Annotated in this window: 14 protein-coding genes and 1 pseudogene; 7 read left to right on the top strand and 8 right to left on the bottom strand. The window is 53.5% G+C overall.

Annotated features, from left to right (window positions below; genetic code table 11):
• Positions 1-10: 10 nt before the first annotated feature.
• From ACFPMF_RS26500 to ACFPMF_RS26510, 3 genes are all read right to left on the bottom strand, one after another.
• A complete protein-coding gene (locus tag ACFPMF_RS26500; protein WP_379850896.1) occupies positions 11-3,229 on the bottom strand; it encodes a SusC/RagA family TonB-linked outer membrane protein in 3,219 nt (1,072 codons plus the stop codon).
• A gap of 513 nt (positions 3,230-3,742) precedes the next feature.
• Positions 3,743-5,233 (bottom strand): glycoside hydrolase family 130 protein, encoded by a 1,491-nt coding sequence (locus ACFPMF_RS26505; protein ID WP_379850898.1) that lies wholly within the window; start codon positions 5,231-5,233, stop codon positions 3,743-3,745.
• A gap of 101 nt (positions 5,234-5,334) precedes the next feature.
• A complete protein-coding gene (locus tag ACFPMF_RS26510; protein ID WP_379850900.1) occupies positions 5,335-7,677 on the bottom strand; it encodes a glycosyltransferase family 4 protein in 2,343 nt (780 codons plus the stop codon).
• 370 nt (positions 7,678-8,047) lie between these two features.
• On the opposite strand from ACFPMF_RS26510, the gene ACFPMF_RS26515 reads away from it, so the two are divergent.
• Both ACFPMF_RS26515 and ACFPMF_RS26520 read left to right on the top strand, forming a co-directional pair.
• Positions 8,048-10,411: an efflux RND transporter permease subunit gene (locus ACFPMF_RS26515; RefSeq protein WP_379850902.1), complete on the top strand. Its 2,364-nt coding sequence runs from the start codon at positions 8,048-8,050 to the stop codon at positions 10,409-10,411.
• Between the two features lie 137 nt (positions 10,412-10,548).
• A complete protein-coding gene (locus tag ACFPMF_RS26520) occupies positions 10,549-10,692 on the top strand; it encodes a hypothetical protein (RefSeq protein ID WP_379850904.1) in 144 nt (47 codons plus the stop codon).
• Between the two features lie 179 nt (positions 10,693-10,871).
• Here the strand turns inward: ACFPMF_RS26520 and ACFPMF_RS26525 are convergent, their stop codons facing one another.
• Together ACFPMF_RS26525 and ACFPMF_RS26530 are read right to left on the bottom strand one after the other, a co-directional pair.
• A complete protein-coding gene (locus ACFPMF_RS26525) occupies positions 10,872-12,344 on the bottom strand; it encodes an MFS transporter (RefSeq protein ID WP_379850906.1) in 1,473 nt (490 codons plus the stop codon).
• 79 nt (positions 12,345-12,423) lie between these two features.
• Entirely contained in the window at positions 12,424-12,726 is a 303-nt protein-coding gene (locus ACFPMF_RS26530; RefSeq protein WP_379850908.1) for a DUF4286 family protein, read from the bottom strand.
• Positions 12,727-12,881: 155 nt separating this feature from the next.
• Here ACFPMF_RS26530 and ACFPMF_RS26535 point away from each other — a divergent pair, with 155 nt between their 5' ends.
• From ACFPMF_RS26535 to ACFPMF_RS26545, 3 genes are all read left to right on the top strand, one after another.
• Positions 12,882-13,337: a cytochrome B gene (locus tag ACFPMF_RS26535; protein ID WP_379850910.1), complete on the top strand. Its 456-nt coding sequence runs from the start codon at positions 12,882-12,884 to the stop codon at positions 13,335-13,337.
• A 385-nt stretch (positions 13,338-13,722) separates the two neighbouring features.
• Positions 13,723-14,895: a glutathionylspermidine synthase family protein gene (locus ACFPMF_RS26540; RefSeq protein WP_379850912.1), complete on the top strand. Its 1,173-nt coding sequence runs from the start codon at positions 13,723-13,725 to the stop codon at positions 14,893-14,895.
• Between the two features lie 109 nt (positions 14,896-15,004).
• Positions 15,005-16,042 (top strand): alpha/beta hydrolase family protein, encoded by a 1,038-nt coding sequence (locus ACFPMF_RS26545; protein ID WP_379850914.1) that lies wholly within the window; start codon positions 15,005-15,007, stop codon positions 16,040-16,042.
• A gap of 15 nt (positions 16,043-16,057) precedes the next feature.
• On the opposite strand, the gene ACFPMF_RS26550 is transcribed toward ACFPMF_RS26545, so the two are convergent.
• Positions 16,058-16,855, bottom strand: a complete 798-nt coding sequence (locus ACFPMF_RS26550; protein WP_379850916.1) for an SDR family oxidoreductase — start codon at positions 16,853-16,855, stop codon at positions 16,058-16,060.
• Between the two features lie 150 nt (positions 16,856-17,005).
• Here ACFPMF_RS26550 and ACFPMF_RS26555 point away from each other — a divergent pair, with 150 nt between their 5' ends.
• The gene (locus ACFPMF_RS26555) at positions 17,006-17,353 is read left to right on the top strand and encodes a DoxX family protein (protein WP_379850918.1); all 348 of its coding nucleotides are present in this window, start codon (positions 17,006-17,008) and stop codon (positions 17,351-17,353) included.
• On the opposite strand, the gene ACFPMF_RS26560 is transcribed toward ACFPMF_RS26555, so the two are convergent.
• On the bottom strand, positions 17,346-17,450 hold the full coding sequence (locus tag ACFPMF_RS26560; RefSeq protein ID WP_379850919.1) for a hypothetical protein: 105 nt from the start codon (positions 17,448-17,450) through the stop codon (positions 17,346-17,348). The genes ACFPMF_RS26555 and ACFPMF_RS26560 overlap by 8 nt on opposite strands.
• Positions 17,428-17,889 (bottom strand): annotated as a pseudogene (locus ACFPMF_RS26565) (GNAT family N-acetyltransferase); the annotation flags it as partial. The pseudogene ACFPMF_RS26565 and the gene ACFPMF_RS26560, both read right to left, overlap by 23 nt.
• 323 nt (positions 17,890-18,212) lie before the next feature.
• Here ACFPMF_RS26565 and ACFPMF_RS26570 point away from each other — a divergent pair.
• The gene (locus ACFPMF_RS26570; RefSeq protein WP_379850921.1) at positions 18,213-20,249 is read left to right on the top strand and encodes a M13 family metallopeptidase; all 2,037 of its coding nucleotides are present in this window, start codon (positions 18,213-18,215) and stop codon (positions 20,247-20,249) included.
• Positions 20,250-20,265: the final 16 nt, after the last annotated feature.

A 20,265-nucleotide genomic window follows, 5' to 3' on the forward strand; every position in this document is an offset into this window, starting at 1 on the left:
TTTTAATCAATTACAACCCAATCTGCAGGCCGAACATCCAGGTGGTCGGTTTGGGGTAGTTGTGCCAGATCATCCCCTGCGAGAAGGCACTGTTGCCATCGCCCTGGTTGGTCGGCGTTACTTCCGGATCACCCACGATCGGATCATCCACTAACAAAAAGAAGTTCTGCACCGTCGCATACGCTCTGAGCCGGTTGAGCTTCAGTTTGCTCGTCACATGACTCGGGAAGCTGTAGCCCAGCAGCAGGTTGCGGCCCCGCAGAAACGAGCCGTCCTTGATCCAGTGGCTGTCCACGTTGGTCACATACCCCGCCCGCGTGTCGCGGATCTCGGCAATCATCGTGTTCTGGTTCTGGGGGGTCCAGGCGTTCAGTACCGAGGTGTAGCTGTTGGCCAGCGCCTGGCGGTCTTCGCTCGGGTGCAGGTTCATCAGCATCACATCATTGCCGTAGGAAAACTGCGTCTCCAGCGTCAGATCGAAGCTCTTGTAGCGGAACGTGTTGGTAAAGGCCCCCCAGCTTTTGGGGCTGCCATTGCCAATGATGCTGCGGTCGGCGTCGGTGATGGCTTTGTCGCCATTGACATCCAGGTATTTGATGTCCCCCGGCAGAATCGTCAAGCCGTTGCGGTAGCTGGTGAACTTGGCAGCTTCCTCCCGCTCGGCTTCACTCCAGACTCCCAGCCGCGTCAGGCCCCAGAAAGCGCCCACCGGCTCGCCGATGCGGATGACGTTGGTGGGATTGGTAAAGTTAGGTCCCCCCACGTTGAAGATGTCCGAGGGCGTCGCCAATGTAAGCACCTTGTTGCGGTTGAAGGAAATGTTGAAGGTGGTGTTCCACTGAAAACCGCCCGCATCGATATTGACCGTGTTCAACCCAAATTCAAAGCCTTTGTTCTGCATCGAGCCCACGTTCCGGCGGATGGTGGCGTAACCGCTGGTGCGGGGTACGGGGGCATCCAGGAGCATGTCGGTGGTTTTGCGGTAGTAGTAGTCAGCTTCCAGGTTAATGCGGCCTTTCAGTAAACCCAGTTCAACGCCAATGTCGGTCTGGGCGGTTTTTTCCCAGCGCAAATCCGGGTTGGCCAACCGGCTGAGGCCCGTTCCCGATACGCGGGCGTCCCCATAGATGGTGGCGTAGTTGGAGCTCAGCAAGGAAAGCGAGGAATACGGCGGGATCTCGGAGTTACCCGTCAGACCGAAACTGGTGCGTAGCTTCAGGTTGGAGATGATCGAGTTGCCCTTCAGGAATTCCTCTTCGGAAGCTCGCCAGGCCAAAGCTGCCGAGGGAAAGAAGGCAAACTTATGGTTTTCCCCGAACTTGGAAGAACCATCGGCCCGGCCCGTCACCGTCAGCAAATACTTCTCCACAAAGCTGTAGTTGATCCGACCGAAGTAGGAGTTGAACGAGAACCGCGAAGCGCCTGAACTCACGCCCGGATTGGTCGCTCCGGCCCCCAGGTTATTGAAACCAAAGTAGTCGGTAGCGAAGTTGTTGACACTGGCACTGATGCTGAAGATGTTAGTTTCCTGCCAGGAAATCCCCAGCAGGGCATTGATCGAGTGCTTTTCGTTGAACTGCTTGTTGTAGGTCAAATAGTTCTCCAGCGACCAGAACGACTCCTTGCGGTTGCTGGCCGAAGCATTCCCGTTGCCCCCAATGTTCAGCGTCCGGGTTTGGGACTGGTTGTTTTCCTGGGTCTGGATGTTGGTGCCCAGAATTGTGCGCATCTCCAGGCCCGGGGCGAAGGTGATGTTGGAATACAAGCTTCCCAGCGTCGTCTGCGTGTTCAGGATGTATTTACGACCCATCAGGCGGTGAACCGAGCTCATGGTGCCTTCGGCAAAGGGGAAGTCGCGGTTGTTGGCGTAGGTGCCATCCTGGTACTTGACCGGCAGGAAGGGAAAGTCTTCCACAATCTGGCGCGCTACGGCATCGCCCTGATCCACAATGTTCTCCGACTGGTTGTTATAACTGAGCGTCCCGCCGATTTTCAGCCATTTCTTGACCTGATCATCGATGGTGAAGCGGCCCGAGTAGCGTTTCATGTAGGAGGTCTTGACCAGCCCCTGATCATCGCGGTAGCCCAGAGAGATCGAGTACTGGGTGCGTTCGTTCCCCCCGCTGAAACCCAGCTGGTGGTTCTGTGACAACTTGTTCTGGGTTGCCTCTTCCAGCCAGTTTGTGTCATATTTCGGGCTGCCATCGGGATTCCAGACCCGGGGGTCGGTCCGGCGGAGTTTGGGGTTCAGATACGCCCACTTGCCAGCCGCCCAACCCACGGGATCATACTTGGCCATGTTGGCCCAGGCCAGGTCTTCGACGGCCATGTACTGGGCCGTGTTGAGCACCTGGGGCCGGTTGGGACCGATGGTGTTGACGCTGAAGTCGGCGTTGTAGGTCACCTGGCCTTCGCCGGCTTTGCCCTTCTTGGTGGTCACCAGGATCACCCCGTTGGCGCCCCGCGCCCCGTAAATGGCCGTCGAGGAGGCATCCTTGAGCACTTCCACCGAGACAATGTCGTTGGGGTTGATGTAGTCGATAGCCGAGCTAAACTGGTTCTGGGTGCCCTGGGGCAGCATTACCCCGTCCACTACATACAGCGGGTTGTTCGAGGAGTTGATGGAGCTGAAACCCCGCACGCGGATGGTGGTCCGGCCCCCGGGACGACCCGAGTTGGTGTTGACCTGCACACCGGGCATACGCCCCGAGAGGGCCTGTTGCAGCGAGGGAGCAGGGCGTTCCTTCAGTTCAGCTTCCTTGACGGTGCCGACGGCCCCGGTCAAATCGCTTTTCTTGGCGGTTCCGTAGCCGATGACCACGATTTCTTCCAGAACTTTGTCATCCGCTTTCAGGCTAATGTCAATCGCAGCGCGCGAACCAACATTGACTTCCTGAGAGAGGTAACCCACGAAGGAGAAGACCAGCGTGCCGCCATTATCGGGAACATCGATCCGGTACGCTCCATTGGCATCGGTGACGGTTCCGCGCTGGGTGCCTTTGAGGACAATACTCACACCCGGCAGGGGGGAATTGGTTTCGTCGGTAACTTTTCCCGTCAGGGTGCGGTCGACGGTTTTGATCGCCCGGAGACTGGTGGAAGCCAGGGCGCGGTTGGGGGTGGCAGCCGCCAGGGCGAAGTGAGAACAGGTAGCAGCCAGCAGGAGTTGAGGCACACAGACACTCACCACCCTACCCAGCCGAGCCGGTAGTAGTAAGGGTTTTATCATAAATGATCAGAACCGTATTGCTACGGAAATTAATAGATTGGTAGTAAATGATAAAAAAACGCGATTTTTTTGTAAATCTAGTGAATTACAAAATTCTAATTATACGATGGGACTGTAATTTGTAAAAAATTTAATAATAGTTGTAATAATTGAACTATAGAACCTACTTATTTGAGGTAACGCCCGAACGCAAGGGCTCCAGATCAGACGCATAGTCCGGCACAAATACTTCTCCCATGCCACCGATAACATATTAAAAATCAATAAGATAACAATCGGTTGACTTTTGTTAAGAAAACGGGCTCTGCCCCAACCTATCCTTCCTGGATCCGTTTTTGTCTGGTGTTCTCAAATTCCTGAACAAACCTGGATACGCCGGAGTCGTTCCCAGCCGTTCAATCACCCGGTTTTGGCAGAAAATACCGCCCTTGGTCCATCAGGGCAGATCGGAAGGACAAATAAAAACCGCACCCGAGGGCCTCGGGTGCGGTTTTTATTTGAAAGGAAATGGAATTACATCCTTTGGTCTTCGATACCGACTTCAACCGGCTTTTGGCTGCTGGTCAATTCATTAAGCAATTCCTGAACATTAACGGTAGCAAAACTACTGGCATAGTCGGACATCGCATACGGGATAATCAGGTCATTCCCGTTGATAATCCCCCCGCAACTATAGACGACATTCGGTACGTATCCTTCGCGTTCATTCTCGTCGGGGCTCAACAGTGGTTCTTTTGTCCGGCCAATGACAATGCTGGGATCATTTAAATCCAGTAAAAAAGCGCCAATGGCATACTTTCGCATGGGGCCAACCCCGTGACTAAGCACCAGCCAGCCCGCTTCGGTTTCGATGGGGGAACCGCAGTTACCGAGCTGAACAAATTCCCAATGATAAGTCGGTTTCAGCAGAACTTCTTTCGATTGCCAGAAATATAGGTCATCGGAGTACATCAGGTAAATGTTCTCTCCATCCTGGCGTGAAAGCATCGCATACCGCCCATTGATTTTCCGGGGAAACAACGCCATCCCCTTGTTCTGCACTTCGGCCCCGTTCAGGGTATTGATACTGAAGTGCGTAAAATCCTTGGTCATGAGCAGTTGCGGAAAGGTCACCTGACCGTTGTAGGCTGTATAGGTCGCATAGTAGGTCACTTCGCCATCGTCATCGACAAACCGCACAAAGCGGGCATCTTCAATCCCGTTGGTTTCGTTGGGCGAAGTCGGAAAAATACAGCGTTCATCCAGGCTCTGGTCGTCGTCAAAATCAAGTTCGTAGTTCGACCGAGCCAGTGTCCGCAAACTACTTGCAATAGACTCGTACTCAACATGATGCCGGTATTGACTCAGGACCCGTTTCAGCCGGTCTTCCATTTCTTCCAGCGCAAACTCTTCTCCCAAACCGCTCATCATCATGTCCGAAATGGAGTTCGACAGCCGTAGTTCGTAGAGTTTCCGCTCAAACTGCGCCCGATTAAACCGGTGATTCGGTACAATTTCCGGAGAGGTAACATACCGCGACGGTTTGCGAAGAATGATTTTACTATCCTGATCGATATAGCCCATGCGGAACGTGATCGACGAAATATGCCCTTCGCCGGTCGCCCGCATGCTCAGAATGAACCGTTTGAAACCCGGAGGAACGTTGGACTGGTCGGGATGCCATACGATCGACGGATTGAATAAGGCCGCCGATTCGAGCGAATATTCCATCGTAAAATACGCACCCAGCAGTAATTTCCGCTCCAGTGACAGCGGCTCGTCGGTCAGGAGCTGTGGTTTTATATGGTTAAACCGTTTCAGGAAAAACCGCTCCAGTTTATAATGTCGGCTGCCAAATTCACGAATTACTTCGCCTAATTTACGTTCGGCTTCTTCTTCCGTCATTGCGTTAACCCGGGCAATAATTTTCAGTACACGGGTTGAACTACTCAGTTCAAAAGGTCGGAAAAGAACACGGGTGGGATCGGGCCGGATTACAATACCGGTTCGGGTTGCCTTGATCATAGTTAATAAAAATAGTACCGACAGCAAACGAATGGAATAAGGGGCTAAACGGGCGTATCAGACGATCCCGCTTCACCCCCTCATATTACTGCCTTCAACGTTTATACTAACAATGTTAGTGCCGTATTTGCTTTTTCGGTATCAGAAATTTGTTTTTGAGTCAAATGAAGTTCCGTTAAGGCCAGCAAATAGGCCAGCGTCGATTCGGCCCCCTGATTCTGGTTGACGCGATCCACGTGCAAACCATCCCGGCAACCGCCCGTATTGGGATCAAAAACCGACAGGCCCAGATCATTATGGCCAGTAAACCATTTGAAGATTTTGGTGGCCCGTTTGAGCCAGATGGCATCGTGCGTCACCCGATAAGCGGCCAGACAGGCCGAAACCGAACCCTGGGCTTCGAGCGGTTGCTGATCAAAATAAGCCCGTTCGGCTCCTTTGACGTAAAAGCCGTTGGAACCAATCGGCTGAAAATACCCCGTACTGGATGCACTGCTGCCGGTCATCTGCAAACCAATCAGCCAGGTCAGGCTTTTGACGCCCAACGCCATCACGTTGGCATCCTGCAAGGTTTCACCGGCGCAAATCAGGGCGTGCGAAAGTTTGGCATTGTCATACGTCAGGTACCCTTCGAACCACGGCCATTCCTTCGACGTGCTGTCGTTGTACCGAATCAGCATTTTATCGACCAATTGCTGGAGAATGGTTTTCACCAGCCGGTCGTTCCCAAACCGCTTCAGGTATTCACAGGCCCCCAGAATGCCGAACGCCCAGGCCCGGGGCGACGGCAGATCAATCAGCGACGGCAGGGCCTGGTGCAACATCGGCATGGCCCAGGTCACAAGATTTTTATCGGCTGTCCGGCCTACACAGGTTCCAAGCGCCCACAGCGCCCGGCCCGTGCTGTCGTCGGAGCCAATATCTTCGAGCCAGCGCCGGTCGTAGCTCATGAAATTCCGGAACTGCCCGCGTCCCTGAATGTAAGCGTAGTTCAGAAAAGCTGCGTAATTATCCGCCAGTTGTGCCAGTTTACGGTCGCCCAGACCGGCCTCTTCCACCATGACAGCCAGAATGAGCGCCCGGGCATTGTCGTCGGTGCAGTAACCTTCTTCGTAATGCGGCAAATGGTAGCGGGCGTGCTGAATGATTCCCGTCGAATCAGAAAGACGGTAAATATGATCCAGTCGAATCGGCGGTAATTTATAGGTTCCGTTACCGTTTCCGTTCAGCATGGCCAGCGGACTGCCGGGAAGGGCGATGGGCTGCTGCCGGGCTTCCACGAACGTCTGGACATAACGTTCCATCACCCGCTCCCAAATCATACTCCGGCCCAGCATATAGGCTTTTTTCCGCATTCCGTGCCGCAGGGATTCGTCACTCATCAGGTTGATGATGGCATCGGCGACGGCCTCCGAATCGTTGAACGGCACCAGGACCCCACGCCCGTCGGCCAGCAACTCCTCGGCATGCCAATAGGGGGTCGAAACGACGGCCTTGCCGCATCCGAACGCGTACGACAGGGTTCCCGACGTAATCTGGGCCGGATTCAGGTAGGGCGTAATGTAAATATCCGTCGCTCCCAGAAACTCAATCAGGTTGTCCAATTCAACAAACTGATTGAAAAACCGGACGTTATTTTTAACTCCGCAATCCTCCGCCAGCTTTTTCAAACTCTCCCGGTATACTTCGCCCTGATCGCGAACCAGATTCGGGTGCGTCGCGCCCAGTACGATATAAACCGTATCCGGAAACCGCTCGACAATCCGGGGCAGGGCCTTGATCACATTTTCAATTCCCTTGTTGGGCGACAAAAGCCCGAAGGTCAGCAACACCTGTTTGCCTTCAATCCCAAACCGGTCCTTGTGAAAATGCGGATCGACGAAGGGCATATCGGGAATACCGTGGGCAATGACGTCGATTTTATCCTCGGGCACTTCGTAGATATCTTTCAGAAACTGCCGTCCTTTTTCGGTCATCACAATGACCCGTGCCGACAGATCGGCAATGGTTTTCAACACCATGAGCTGATCCTGATCGGGATTCCGTAAAACCGTGTGAAAAGTCGTGACCACGGGCATGGTCAGGTTCCGCAACAAGGTCAGAATGTAGTTCCCCGCCGTTCCGCCATAAATCCCGTATTCGTGTTGCAAACAGACGACTTCGGTATTCATCGAGTTCAGAAACTCGGCGGCTTTTTTGTATGAATTCAGATCGTGCTGGTAAAACTCGTAGCGTACTTCTTCCGGATAATCATAACCCTCCGGCACATCATTGACCGACACCACCATCGCCGAAGAGTCCGGATAAAAACCCGTGAACGATTTATACAAATCGGAGGTAAAAGTAGCGATTCCGCATTGCCGAGGAAGATAATCGCCAATGAATGCGACACTAGTGGGCATGTGCACACTGTGCGCTGCGTTTTGCAATGGGCTAGAATTCATAATTATTCTAAGGAATAATAGTAGATAAATTATCCGTATACCGAACTGGTTTAGCGAACAGATGGACAGGCATGCATCTATTAAAGGTTAACCCGGAAGGGGGGTAAGTTGTTTAGCCAATTTTTGTTTTAATTATCCTGAGCGCACTTTTTTCAACCGGCTCCCTCCGAAAAACCGGCTGCTTCCGCTCATTTTCAGACGAAAAAGAACGGAAAACGCAGTTTCTGAAGGGATTTGGAAAAGCCGCCCCCGGGGTGATTATCAAAATTGTACATTTTATTTAAAGCCCGGATTGAACAGGCTCCGCACGTTCCTTTCCAAAAATCACCCAATTTTAGTACCTTGCGCCCTTATCGTCTGCTCTGTTTTGATGTTCTGGCACCGCGTTTCGGATTTCATTCTAAAAAATCGCATCCTCCTGCTCATTGTCATTTTTGTAGGAACGGTTTTCATGGCGTACCAGGTTACCCGGATTCAACTCTCCTATGAAGTCGCCCGGATTCTTCCGTCGAACGACCCTGATTTTGAACTCTACGAATCTTTCAAAAAACGGTTTGGTGAAGACGGCAGCGTGATGGTCGTCGGAATCGAAACCCCGGACCTCTACAAGCTCCCGGTTTTCAACGGCTGGTACCAGCTGAACCAGGATCTTAAAAAATCGCCCGGTGTACAGACCGTGCTTTCGGCCGCCAGTCTGGTTCGGATTGTCCGCAACGACAGCATCAAACAGTTTCAGGTTTTCCCGATTACCCCCCGCCCCCTGATCTCCCAGGCCGAAGCCGACAGTATTCGGTCTCTGGTGGCGTCCCTGCCTTTTTATCAGGGTTTTGTCGCCGACAGCGCCGGGAAGGCGCACCTGATGGCGATTACGTTCAACCAGAAAACACTCAATACCAAAGACCGACTCGGTTTTGTGCTCGAAATTGAGAAAAAGGTCCGGGCGTTCGGTGCCAAACACAACATCCCGGTTCATCTGTCGGGGATGCCCTACATCCGGACCAAATTTACGGGCAAGGTCAGCAACGAAATGGTGCTGTTCATGGGGCTGGCATTTGCCGTTACGGCCGTTATCCTGCTCTTTTTTTTCCGGTCTATTGTGGCGGTTTTGGCCGCCATCAGCATCGTCGGCGTCGGCGTGGTCTGGTCGCTCGGTTTTCTGGTGCTGTTCGGGTATAAAATCACCTTGCTGACGGGTCTGCTGCCGCCCCTGATCATTGTCATCGGGATTCCCAATACGATTTTCCTGATCAATAAATATTTCGAAGAATACAGCCAGCACGGCGACAAAGTCCGGGCGCTCAACATCGCCACCGAAGCTATTGGCGAAATGACGTTTTTTGCCAACGTCACCACGGCCATCGGTTTTTTTGTCTTTTATTTTGCCAGCAGCCCCATGCTCGCCCAGTTTGGCTTAGTGGCAGCTTTGGGCGTTGTGGTTACCTATGTAATTTGCCTGATTCTGATTCCGATTGTTTTCGGGTATTTACCCGAGCCATCGTCGCGGCAACGCGGGCATATGGAAAGTCGCTGGGTGGTTTCGTTTCTCACCTGGGTCAACAAGACCGTACACCATCGTCGGCGGGTCGTCTACGCCGTGATCGGGATTCTGGTGGTCGTCAGCCTGATAGGCGCTTTGCAAATTAAGGCCGTCGGTTACGTTGTCGATGACCTGCCGAAGAACGATCCAATTTATACGGACCTTAAATTCTTCGAAAAGAATTTTCGTGGTGTGCTGCCTTTTGAAGTATCGGTTGATACCCGCCAGCCCGGCCGGGTGCTGACGCCCCCCACCCTGACCAAGATGCGGTTATTGCAGCGGGAGTTTGAAAAATATCCGGAATTCACGCGCCCGCTGTCGGTGGTCGAAGCCGCCAAGTTTCTCTACCAGTCCTACCGCGGGGGGGATCCGAAATATTACGTCTTGCCGGGGGCACTCGAAATGGGCAAGCTGGCAGCCTATGCGCCCCAGATGCAGGGGCAGGGCAATGTCTTCAAAGGCTTTCTGGACAGCACCCGCCGGTATACGCGTGTCAGTTTTCAGATGGCCGATGTCGGTACGGTCCGCATCCGTGAGTTGCTCACGAAGCTCCAGCCCAAAGTCGATTCCATTTTCAACATCGACGCCGAAACCGGCAAGCGGGTTTCCAACGGCGATATGTACGACGTTCGGATTACGGGCAGCAGTACCATTTTCACGAAAGGCAATGAGTATCTGGTCGATAACCTGAAGGAAAGTGTTTATCTGGCGGTCATTCTGATTACGGCCCTGCTGGCCCTGCTGCTGCGCGATGTTCGAACCGTGATCATCTGTTCGCTCCCGCGCATCGTTCCGCTGATCATCACGGCGGGAATTATGGGCTTTTTTGGCATTCGGCTCAAACCGTCGACGATTCTGATTTTCAGTGTGGCTTTCGGGATTGCCTCCGACGGAACGATTTACTTTGTGGCCCGTTACCGCGAAGAACTCCGGCGCGGACTGAGCATTTCCAAAGCGATTTCCAACACCATTCATCAGGCCGGAATCAGCATGATTTATACCGCCTTCATTCTGTTTGCCGGTTTTGCCATCTTTGCCTTCTCGACCTTCCAGGGAACCGTTGCGCTGGGTGTGCTGGTGTCGATCACGCTTCTGATGGGCATGGCGGCCAACCTCATTCTGCTTCCGGCTTTCCTGCTCTCGCTCGACAAACGAAAAAGTCGCAAGGCATTGATCAACAACGAAAGCCCGGTCTGAGACGGCGTTCACCACACCGGGTCCTTGTTCTTCAGAAAAGGGCGGTTTTGTCCGCCGTCGCCACTAATTTATCAGGCCAATAAACCGAACTACGATCCTGCGGTTATTGGCTTAATAGCCAGGAAGAAACCAGTAACATGCTTCAATTTAATGCGTACCATCCTTCGCTCGACTACATTGTCTATTCAGAATCGGACGGTAGTTACACGGCCAACCCCGTGGCCGCGCTTATTCTGACCGGTCGACGGAAAGATGTGACCTTTCTCTATTTTTACAATTAAAAAACAACGCCCGGCGGTATCCGTCGGGCGTGTCTGCTTTCTTAACCGTAACATTTTAGTCGTGCGAAAACCTTTAAACGCGCTCAAATGTACGGTTTTTTGTTCGAATATAATATACTTATCGCATATTTTTAAAAACATATTTATCTTATATCATATCCTTGGCTGGTAGTCGTTCGTTAATTGTCTGCCTTCACCCCGGATGCATCCGACACCAGCGGAGGAGAAGCCGGCAGAACGGTATTTCCCCGGCTAAAGGAGATCAGCGCCCCGACCAGGACCAGACCCGTCATCGTCAGATACGTATAATGCATCCCCCGTAATTGGGCCGTAATGGATTCAGACTCCAGCCCTTCGGCCAAAGCAAACCGGTTGCGGGAACTGTACCAAACGGCAGCCGCCAGGGCAATGCCGACCACAAACCCCAGGTTTCGCATAAAGGCAATCATACTGCTGGCGATTCCCCGCTGGGCAACGGGCGCCGAATTGAGGGCACTGCTGCTGTTAGGCGACTGAAACAGCCCAAATCCCAGACTAACCAGCGCCGTGCGCCAGACCACATCGGTCCAGATCCAGTGGCTATCCAGAAACGAAAGGGCAAAATAACCGCAGGCCGCGATCAACAGGCCGGTACTGGACAACCAGCGCGTCGAAATTCGGCTGGACAGGTAACCGCCCAGCGGAGCCACCAGGCTCAGGGTCACCGGACCGGCCAGTAACACCAGGCCCGCCCGATCGGGCGTAAGATCCAGCACCTGTTGCAGAAAAAAAGGAATAACGAACAGATTGCCGCCCGAAGCCAGAAAACCGCAAAAAGCAGCCAGAATGGCTGCCGTATAGGGCCGAATCCGGAACAGGCTCAACTGGAGCATCGGTTCCTGCACCCGGTTTTCCCAGAACAAAAACAGCAGCAGCAAGACCAGGCCGGTGGACAACGACGCCACCACGAACGGGTGATTCCAGCCGTAGTGCGGGTCCGAGCCAAAATCCAGACCGGTGAGCAGCGTGGTTACGCCCACCAGAAACAGACCCGCTCCCACCAGATCGAAGCGTTGGCCCGGCATCTTCGGGCTCTCGGGCAGGATGGCCCACGCCCGCCAGATGGCCAGCAAGCCAATCGGTACATTCACAAAAAAGATACTGGACCAGCCGAATTTCGCCAGCAGAAAACCGCCGATCACCGGTCCGGCGCTGGAGCCAGCCGCGACCACCGAGCCCATGATGCCCATCGCCTGCCCGCGTTCGTGGGGTGCAAAGGTATCCCCGATGATGGCCGGTCCTACGGCGTAAATCATGGCCGCACCCAACCCCTGCACCACCCGAAAACCTACCAGCGACCAGAGGTTCCAGGCCAGTCCGCAAAGCAGCGACCCCAGCACGAACACGCAGAAACCGGAAATATAAATCTGCCGCCGGCCCACCCAGTCGGAGATTTTCCCCATGATGAGCAGCGTGCTGGTGGTGGTCAAGAGGTAACAGATTACAATCCACTCGACGCTGTCGCCCGCGCCCAGTTCCCGCCGGATGGTGGGCAGCGCAATATTGACAATACTGCTGTCGAGCGTGGACATGAACGTACCAAACATGAGGGTCCCCAGAATCAGCCATTTGCGGGAAGATGTCGGTGGTGGACCAGTAGTGGGAGCAGACACACGCAAAACCGTTAATTCCGTGGTATAACCGGGCCAGGCCGGTTCTTGTTCTTAACAGACCACTCACGAATTCGCCGTTTTACACCTCTTCCAGCAGACTCTGAAACGTGACGTATTGATTGCCAAACCGTTGCTGGAGTTTTTCCAGCAAGGCATCCGAATGATATTTTTGAAAACGGAAGAAATCCAGCTTGCTCCGGAACGAATACTGAAAAGTATAGGTCGCCCCGTTATTATCGACTTCGGTCAGCAGGTGCAGGATTTTATGGTCCAGCGGCAGCCCGGTTGCCAGCACCGCCGGCTGGTGCTCGGTCCGCATCCAGTGTAACCATTCGCGCTCGACGGCCTTGTCGATGTTTACTGTTAAGTTGTAAAGAATCATGAAAGCGAATAAAGAAGTCAATCAATAGACAAAGAACGCCCGTTCCCGAGGATTTAACAGCAAATTCCCGGTTTTTGTCCGCAATCTTCCTCTGTTTCTCGTCCGATGTAGCCGCAAATGTTGTTTCTTTGCCATCAGACAAATCCTTCTCACTCATGTATAATATTTTACTTCACCTACATTCGGGACTTCGCTGGGTTGTATTGTTGCTGTTGCTCGCTGCTATCGCCACCGCATTTCGGAAATGGCAGGGCCGCGATGAATACACGGCAGGCGACAACAAATTGTACGTCTTTGCCATGGTTGCCACGCACACCCAATTCCTGATCGGCCTGATCCTGTATTTCCTCAGCCCCAAAGTAGGTATCGGTACGGGTATGGACTTCGGCACGATCATGCGCGAGAGCCTGTACCGGTTTTACACCGTCGAACACATCGTGGGCATGCTGATCGCAGTAGTCCTGATCACCATCGGGCGGTCGAAATCACGGCGGCTCAATGGCCCGATTCAGAAACACCGCACAGTTTTCATTTTCTTCGGTCTGGGGCTGCTCGTTATTCTGGCTTCCATTCCCTGGCCATTCCGTATTCCCGGCGCGGGCTGGTTTTAACGGTCGGGCCGGAACGGAAGTCCAGAGAGCGGGTCCGTTGGTTGTTCCTGGGTGACGCTTTTCGTTTTCTGCCCATGCCCCCAGCGCTCCGTACCGAACGGCCCTAAACCGGATTCAGCCCAATGCCGCTGAACGGGAGGAGATTAAGTCGGAACTAAGGCTTCCACTGGCTGTGCTGACCATCCGGGATGCCCCTTCGCGAAGGCCTTTCAGCCCGGCTAACCGGGCTTAGTATGCATGAAATCCGAAACCGTTCGTCAATTTTCTGGCGGTTTCGGATTTAATTGTTTATAGCTTTCGGTTTACGATTTCGGTGAGCGGCCTTCATACACCGCGTCTATCAACCCACCGTAACCTGAAAACCATACTTTTACTACCACACACCATGATCAAAACCCGTCCTTTACCCCTTGCACCAGACCAGCAACTACGGAATATTGGCTGGAACTGGATGCTCGGTACCGATACGCTATCATATTTAACCAACGAAGTGGTGGTGGTCAGCCCGGCGGAAGCGGACGCGTATTACGAAGCGGCCAATCAACTCTTTGAAATGCTGGTCGAAGCCGGTCAACACGTGATCGACCACAACCGGTTCAGCGAACTGGGCATTCCGGCCAACCTCGTCGAGCTAATCAAACTGTCGTGGAACGATGAGCGGAATATTCAACTCTACGGCCGGTTTGATCTGGCGGGTGGCATCGATGGGCACCCGATTAAACTGATTGAATTCAACGCCGACACGGCCACCTGCATTCCCGAAACAGCCGTGGTTCAATACGCCCATCTGCGCGCCAACGGACTGGACGAGGAGCGCCAGTTTAATTCGGTGTATGAAACGCTGGTTACGCAGTTCCGCGAAATCCGGACGCAGAACAGCGACCGGGAGCCGACCCTGCTCCTGTCGGCCATGCGCGGTTTTCCGGAAGACGACAGCAACGTGGCGGTGCTGGGCGAAGCCGCCCGCGAAGCCGGTTTTACGGTTGATTTCGAATACATCGATAAAGTTGAATTTTCGGCGGGGGAAGGCATTTTCCGGCAAAATCCGGAAACCGGTCATTTCGAAAAATTCGATTTCTGGTTCAAGTTACTGCCCTGGGAATACATCGGGTACGAAGAACCCGACCTCGCCCAGATTTTGACCAATGCCGTCCGTCAGCGCCAGGTCGTCGTGCTCAATCCGGCGTATTCGCTGCTGTTTCAGTCAAAATACATCCTGAAAATTCTCTGGGAATTGTATCCCTATCATCCGCTGCTGCTCCAGACCGAAAACCGCCCGCTGACCGACCGGCCTTTCGTCGAGAAAGTGCTGTTCGGGCGCGAAGGAGCCAACGTCCGGATTCTGGATGAGCAGGGACGCGTCCAGGCTGAAGCCGACGGAGAGTACGATGAACACCCTAAAATCTACCAGGAGTATGTCGATTTCCCGACCGATGCCGCCGGAAACCACTACCAGGCCGGAGTGTTTTTCGCGGGTGAAGGCTGCGGGCTGGGCTTCCGGCGCGGGGGCGTGATTCTGGACAATAGCGCCCAGTTTGTCGGCCATGTGGTGGAATAAATAGTCGAACCAGCATCGATGCTACGATCCCGTCTGTTAACATTTCTTAACAGGCCGAAGTCCATGAATCCCTGCATCTTTGCCGGAACGTTAACATCCTGCCCGGCCGATGAGACTTTTTCTGGTTTCCATTTTTCTATTTGGCTCCCTGAAGGCATTCGGGCAGTATAGCCAACGACAGGTCGGCCGGTGTACGGTTTTTACCATTCCGTTTGAAAACGACTCCGCTACGTTTGCGGTAAATGTACCCCCGGCGGAATTAAAAGCGCCAAAGGCTATTCTCCTTTTCAGACAAGGTTCTTTACCAATTCCCCTGTTTACGAAAGATTCCAAATCGCAGGTACCCGCGCTAACCGAGTTACCCGGTACATTTTCCACGTATAAAGCCGAGTATTATAGCATCATCATTGCCAAACCGGGCGTTCCGCTGGTTGTCGACGAATCGTACCTCGACTCCCTGTTTTCATCCTCGCACTCCGCCAGGCGAAACTCATTTTCGGCCACCTATTTTGCGCATAATTACCTGGATTACTACGTCCGCCAAACGAATGCGGTTTTAGCTTTTTTAGTACAACAGCCTTGGGTGGATGCAAAGCGGGTCGCGCTGGTGGGTGGTTCGGAAGGGTACCATGTGGCCATTAAAACCGCCTATACCAATCCAAAAGTAACGCACCTTGTCGCTTTTTCGGGGAGTTTGGAAGGCCGGTTGCAGGGAATGATCCGAACGGAAAGAACAAAAGGGTATACCGGCGAATACACGCAGGAAGAAGCGCAGCGCCGGGTCGAGGAATTGCAAAAAGAGTGGGTTGCCATTTGTGCCGATTCGCTGAATACCCGCTCAATTACGGGCGATCCAAACCGGACCATGTACTCTTTTTCACATAACCAGAACATCAACTATCTGCTTGCGCTCACGATCCCGATCTGCATCGTTTATGGCGCAGCTGATGTCCACGCCCATTCGAACGATATTCTTCCGCTGGAATTCGCCCGCCGGAAAAAGACCAATTTAACCGTAAAAGTATACCCCGGCCATGATCACACGTTTCACAAAATCACCTACGATTCGGCGGGAAAAGCGATTCGCAAGGCGTATAACGGCGAGCAGGTGCAGCACGATTATTTGGAGTGGCTAATGCAGCACTGAGCTTTGGGGATGGGCTTACCCCATCAGCAGCGACTCCGCTCCGTCGATCCAGATCGGTGTGCCGGTGATGTGGCTGGCCCGGTCCGACGCCAGAAACACCACCAATTCGGCCACCTGTTCGCTGGAGCCGGGTTGGCCGTCGGTCAGTGGAATGGTGCCCTCCGGAAATTCGACCGGTTCTTTGGCCGACTCAATGTCGCGTTTTTCGGTGCTGTCGTCGATCTCGGTTTTGATCGCTCCGGGGCAAATAACGTTCACCCGGATGCGGTGCTTGGCCAGTTCCAGCGCGGCCATTTTCGTAAACGCTACCTGCCCGGCTTTGGTGGTTGAATAGGCGGTCGCACCCGTGTTACTGAAAATCCGCGTGCCGTTGACCGACGAGGTAATGATGATCGAGCCACCGGTTTCTTTCAGCAGCGGAACAGCGTATTTCACCGTCAGGAACGTTCCCCGCAGATTGATGGTCATGGTTTTGTCCCATTCATCGGGTTCCAGTTCTTCGATCGGTGCCCATACCCCGTTGATGCCGGCGTTGGCGAAAACGATGTGCAACCCGCCAAACTGGTTTTGTAGTTCCGCAAAGGCGTTCTGCATTTCGTCCGGTTTGGCAATGTCGGCCAGCAGGGCAATGGCTTCGCCCCCCTCCTGCCGAATCTGCCGAACCGTTTGCTGCAATTCGCTGTTGGTGCGGCCCAGAGCAGCCACACGCGCTCCACGGCGCGCCAGTAACAAAGCTGCGGCTTTGCCAATTCCCGAACCCGCCCCTGTTACCAATGCTACTTTTCCGGTAAATTCCTTATCTTGACTCGTCATCTGGTTTCAAGTTGTATTGCCCTCTGCCTATCTACCCGGACCTTGCTCGTTTTGTTAGAAAATCCTTGTTTTCTTTTTAAACTTCCTATCCAATGTCCAATTTGGAGCTGGTTTAAACCCAGGCTGTTCCCGCCTAACCGTCTCGCATCCATGAACAACCTGAGTCTTTACAGCATTGCCAGTGTTTACATTCTATCGGGCTTTCTCCACTTTTTCCGGCCCGAACCGTACCGCCGGATCATGCCGCCCTACCTGCCATACCCCTCGATTCTGGTGTTCGTCAGCGGAATGGCCGAGCTGGTGCTGGGCGTGGGACTGCTTTTTCCGGCAACCCGCACCCTGGCGGCCTGGGGCTTGATCCTGTTGCTGATTGCCGTTTTCCCGGCCAATCTCTACATGGCAACCTCGGACCAGTTTCCGGACACCCCGGCCTGGCTGCGGTGGGGGCGACTCCCCCTGCAACTGGTCCTGATCTGGTGGGCCTGGCGCTTTACCTAACGGCCTGAATCCGGGCGGTTTTTGCGCCACCGCAGCCCTTCCTCCACCGGTCCTTCCAGCGAAAAACCGTTCTTCTGCAAAACCCGTTGCGACGCAATATGGTTTTCGGGCGTATCGGCCACCACGGTTTTCACGGTCGGTTGTTCAAAAATCCAGCCCAGAAAGGAGGAAACCGCTTCCGTTGTGAAGTTCTGTCCTTCAAACTTTTTATCCACGAAATAGCCAATCATCGTCTGCCCGCTGGCATCCGGCAAACCGGCCACGCCAATACCGCCAATGGTCAGGTTCAGCGCCCGGTGAACCACCAGCCAGTGGGTATACCAGCACCAGTGATCGGGATAGGCCCGGACATTAGGAATGACATACTGCCTGATCGCTTCGTCGAATTCGGCGGCAAAGTTTTCGTCGGTCAGTGCTAAACGGGAAATGGCCAGCCCCCGCGCCGTTTCCATTCTCGAACGGCTTATGGCCAGTTGTTCGAGGGAGGAAAGGGGTAAGGGAATAAGTTGTAATCGGGTTGAAATCAGAGAAGTCATTGGAGTAATGGTTAGCAAATTGAACGTAAAAGCACTAGGAGATCAGGCCACGCTACGCAGTGGCCCTTGATCCCGGCGGATCAATTAGTAAACCAGTCCAGGCAGAGAGCCGGAAATCAGTGAGGTTTTCAGAGGCTGTTGGTTAAAACCGCCCTAAAAGTAACTCCGAAACGCATACGGTTTTTAGTTATGTCCGTTGTTTTGAGGCAACGGTACAACCGGAAAAAGGACCAGCGGTCGTTGTCCCGCGTCGATGGCGACCGAGTGAATCAATAAAAAAATTACTTTTACGGTTTTCAAGCCATTAACAACTGAACCACAACATGAACCTCAGAGAATCGCTTCTCCTGGCGGTCGGCGGAATGTTACTGTTTGCCGCCTGTAAATCGGAAAAGGAAGAAACCGCCCGCACCGTATTTTTCGATAAAACCGGGATGGATACGACCGTGACGCCGGGCAATGATTTCTTTTCGTATGTCAACGGAACCTGGATCAAAAACACGCCGATTCCGGACGATCAGTCCGGATGGGGTTCTTTTTACATCCTCTACGAAGAAAACCAGAAAAAAACGCGCGCCATTCTGGAAGAAGCCGCAGCCGCCGGAGCCGCCAAGGGCAGTACCGAACAGAAGGTGGGCGATTTTTTTGCCAGCGGGATGGATACAGTGGCCATCGAGCAGAAAGGCTATGAACCGCTCAAACCGGAACTGGCCAAAATTGCTGCCCTGCAGGATTACAAACAAGCTCTGAATTACATGGCTGCCGACGAAGCCAACCGGGGCGGAGCGCTGTTTGGCTTTTACGTGAACGCCGACGACCGGCGGAGCGATATCAATCGAATCAATTTCGTACAGGCCGGATTAAGTCTGCCCGAAAAGGAGTATTATTTCAAAACCGACGAGGAAACCAAAAAAGTCCGGGCCGCTTTTGTCACCTACATCACCCGGCTCTTCACGCTCACCGGCCTTGATTCAACGACGGCCCGCAAAAAAGCCGACGGCATTCTGGCGTTTGAAACCAACCTTGCCAAGTCCCACAAGGCCGCTGCCGACCTGCGTGACCCGATCAGGAATTACCACAAATACGCCGTTGCCGACCTCAACAAAGTGACGCCCAACATCGACTGGACAACCCTGCTGAGCACGATGACGGCCAAAACCGATACCGTACTGGTCAGCCAGCCCGAATATTATCAGGCGCTTGGCAACCTGCTGGCTTCGACGCCCATCGATGTCATCCGGGACGTCCTGGCGTTTGATTTCATCGACAATAACGCATCCCTGCTGAGCAAACCGTTCGTGCTGGCCAAGTTTGAGTTTGCCGGCAAAGTGCTGTCGGGCCAGAAATCGCTGTCGGAGCGCTGGAAACGGGTCGCCGACAATACGGATAACTACCTGGGCGAGCTGCTGGGGCAGGTTTGGGTAAAAAAATACTTTACGCCTGAAGCCAAAGAACGGATGCTGACGCTGGTGGATAACCTGCAGAAAGCCTACCGGAACCGGATTGAGAAACTCGACTGGATGTCGCCCGAAACGAAAAAAGTGGCCCTGGAAAAACTCGACGGCATCACCCGTAAAATCGGCTATCCCGACAAATGGAAGGATTATTCGGATGTAGAGATCAAGCGGGACGACTATTTTGGAAATATTCAGAGCGCCCGCAGGCACAACAACAAAGAGAATATGGGCAAAATCGAAAAACCGGTGGACCGCAGCGAGTGGGGCATGACCCCTCCGACGGTGAACGCCTACGCGAACCCGACCTTTAACGAAATCGTGTTTCCGGCCGGGATTCTGCAATTCCCTTTTTTCGATAAAGACGCCGACGACGCCATTAACTACGGGGGCATTGGGATGGTAATCGGCCACGAATTGACCCACCTGTTCGACGATCAGGGCCGGCAGTACGATGTGAAAGGAAACCTGCGCGACTGGTGGCAGAAGGCCGATGCGGACAAGTTTACGGCCAAGGCCAATCAGGTGGTGAATCAGTATAACGGTTATACGGTTTTGAACAACCTGAACCTGAACGGTCGCCTGACGCTGGGTGAAAACCTGGCCGATCTGGGTGGTTTGGCCATTGCTTATGATGCTTTCAAACTAACCGACCAATGGAAAAGTGACGAAAAAATCGACGGTTTTACGCCCCAGCAGCGGTTTTTTCTCGGTTTTGCCCAAATCTGGCGAACCAAAATCCGGGACGAAGCCCTGCGGGTTCGGGTGCAAGCCGATCCGCATTCGCCGGCCAAATTTCGGGTGAATGGCCCGCTGTCGAACTTCGCCCCCTTCTACCAGGCGTTTAACGTAAAACCGGGGGAGAAACTTTATAAACCGGAAGTCGATCAGACGCGGGTCTGGTAGTCTACTTTCCTCCGCC

It is taken from the genome of Larkinella bovis, from assembly GCF_042655385.1.
GTDB lineage: Bacteria > Bacteroidota > Bacteroidia > Cytophagales > Spirosomataceae > Larkinella > Larkinella bovis.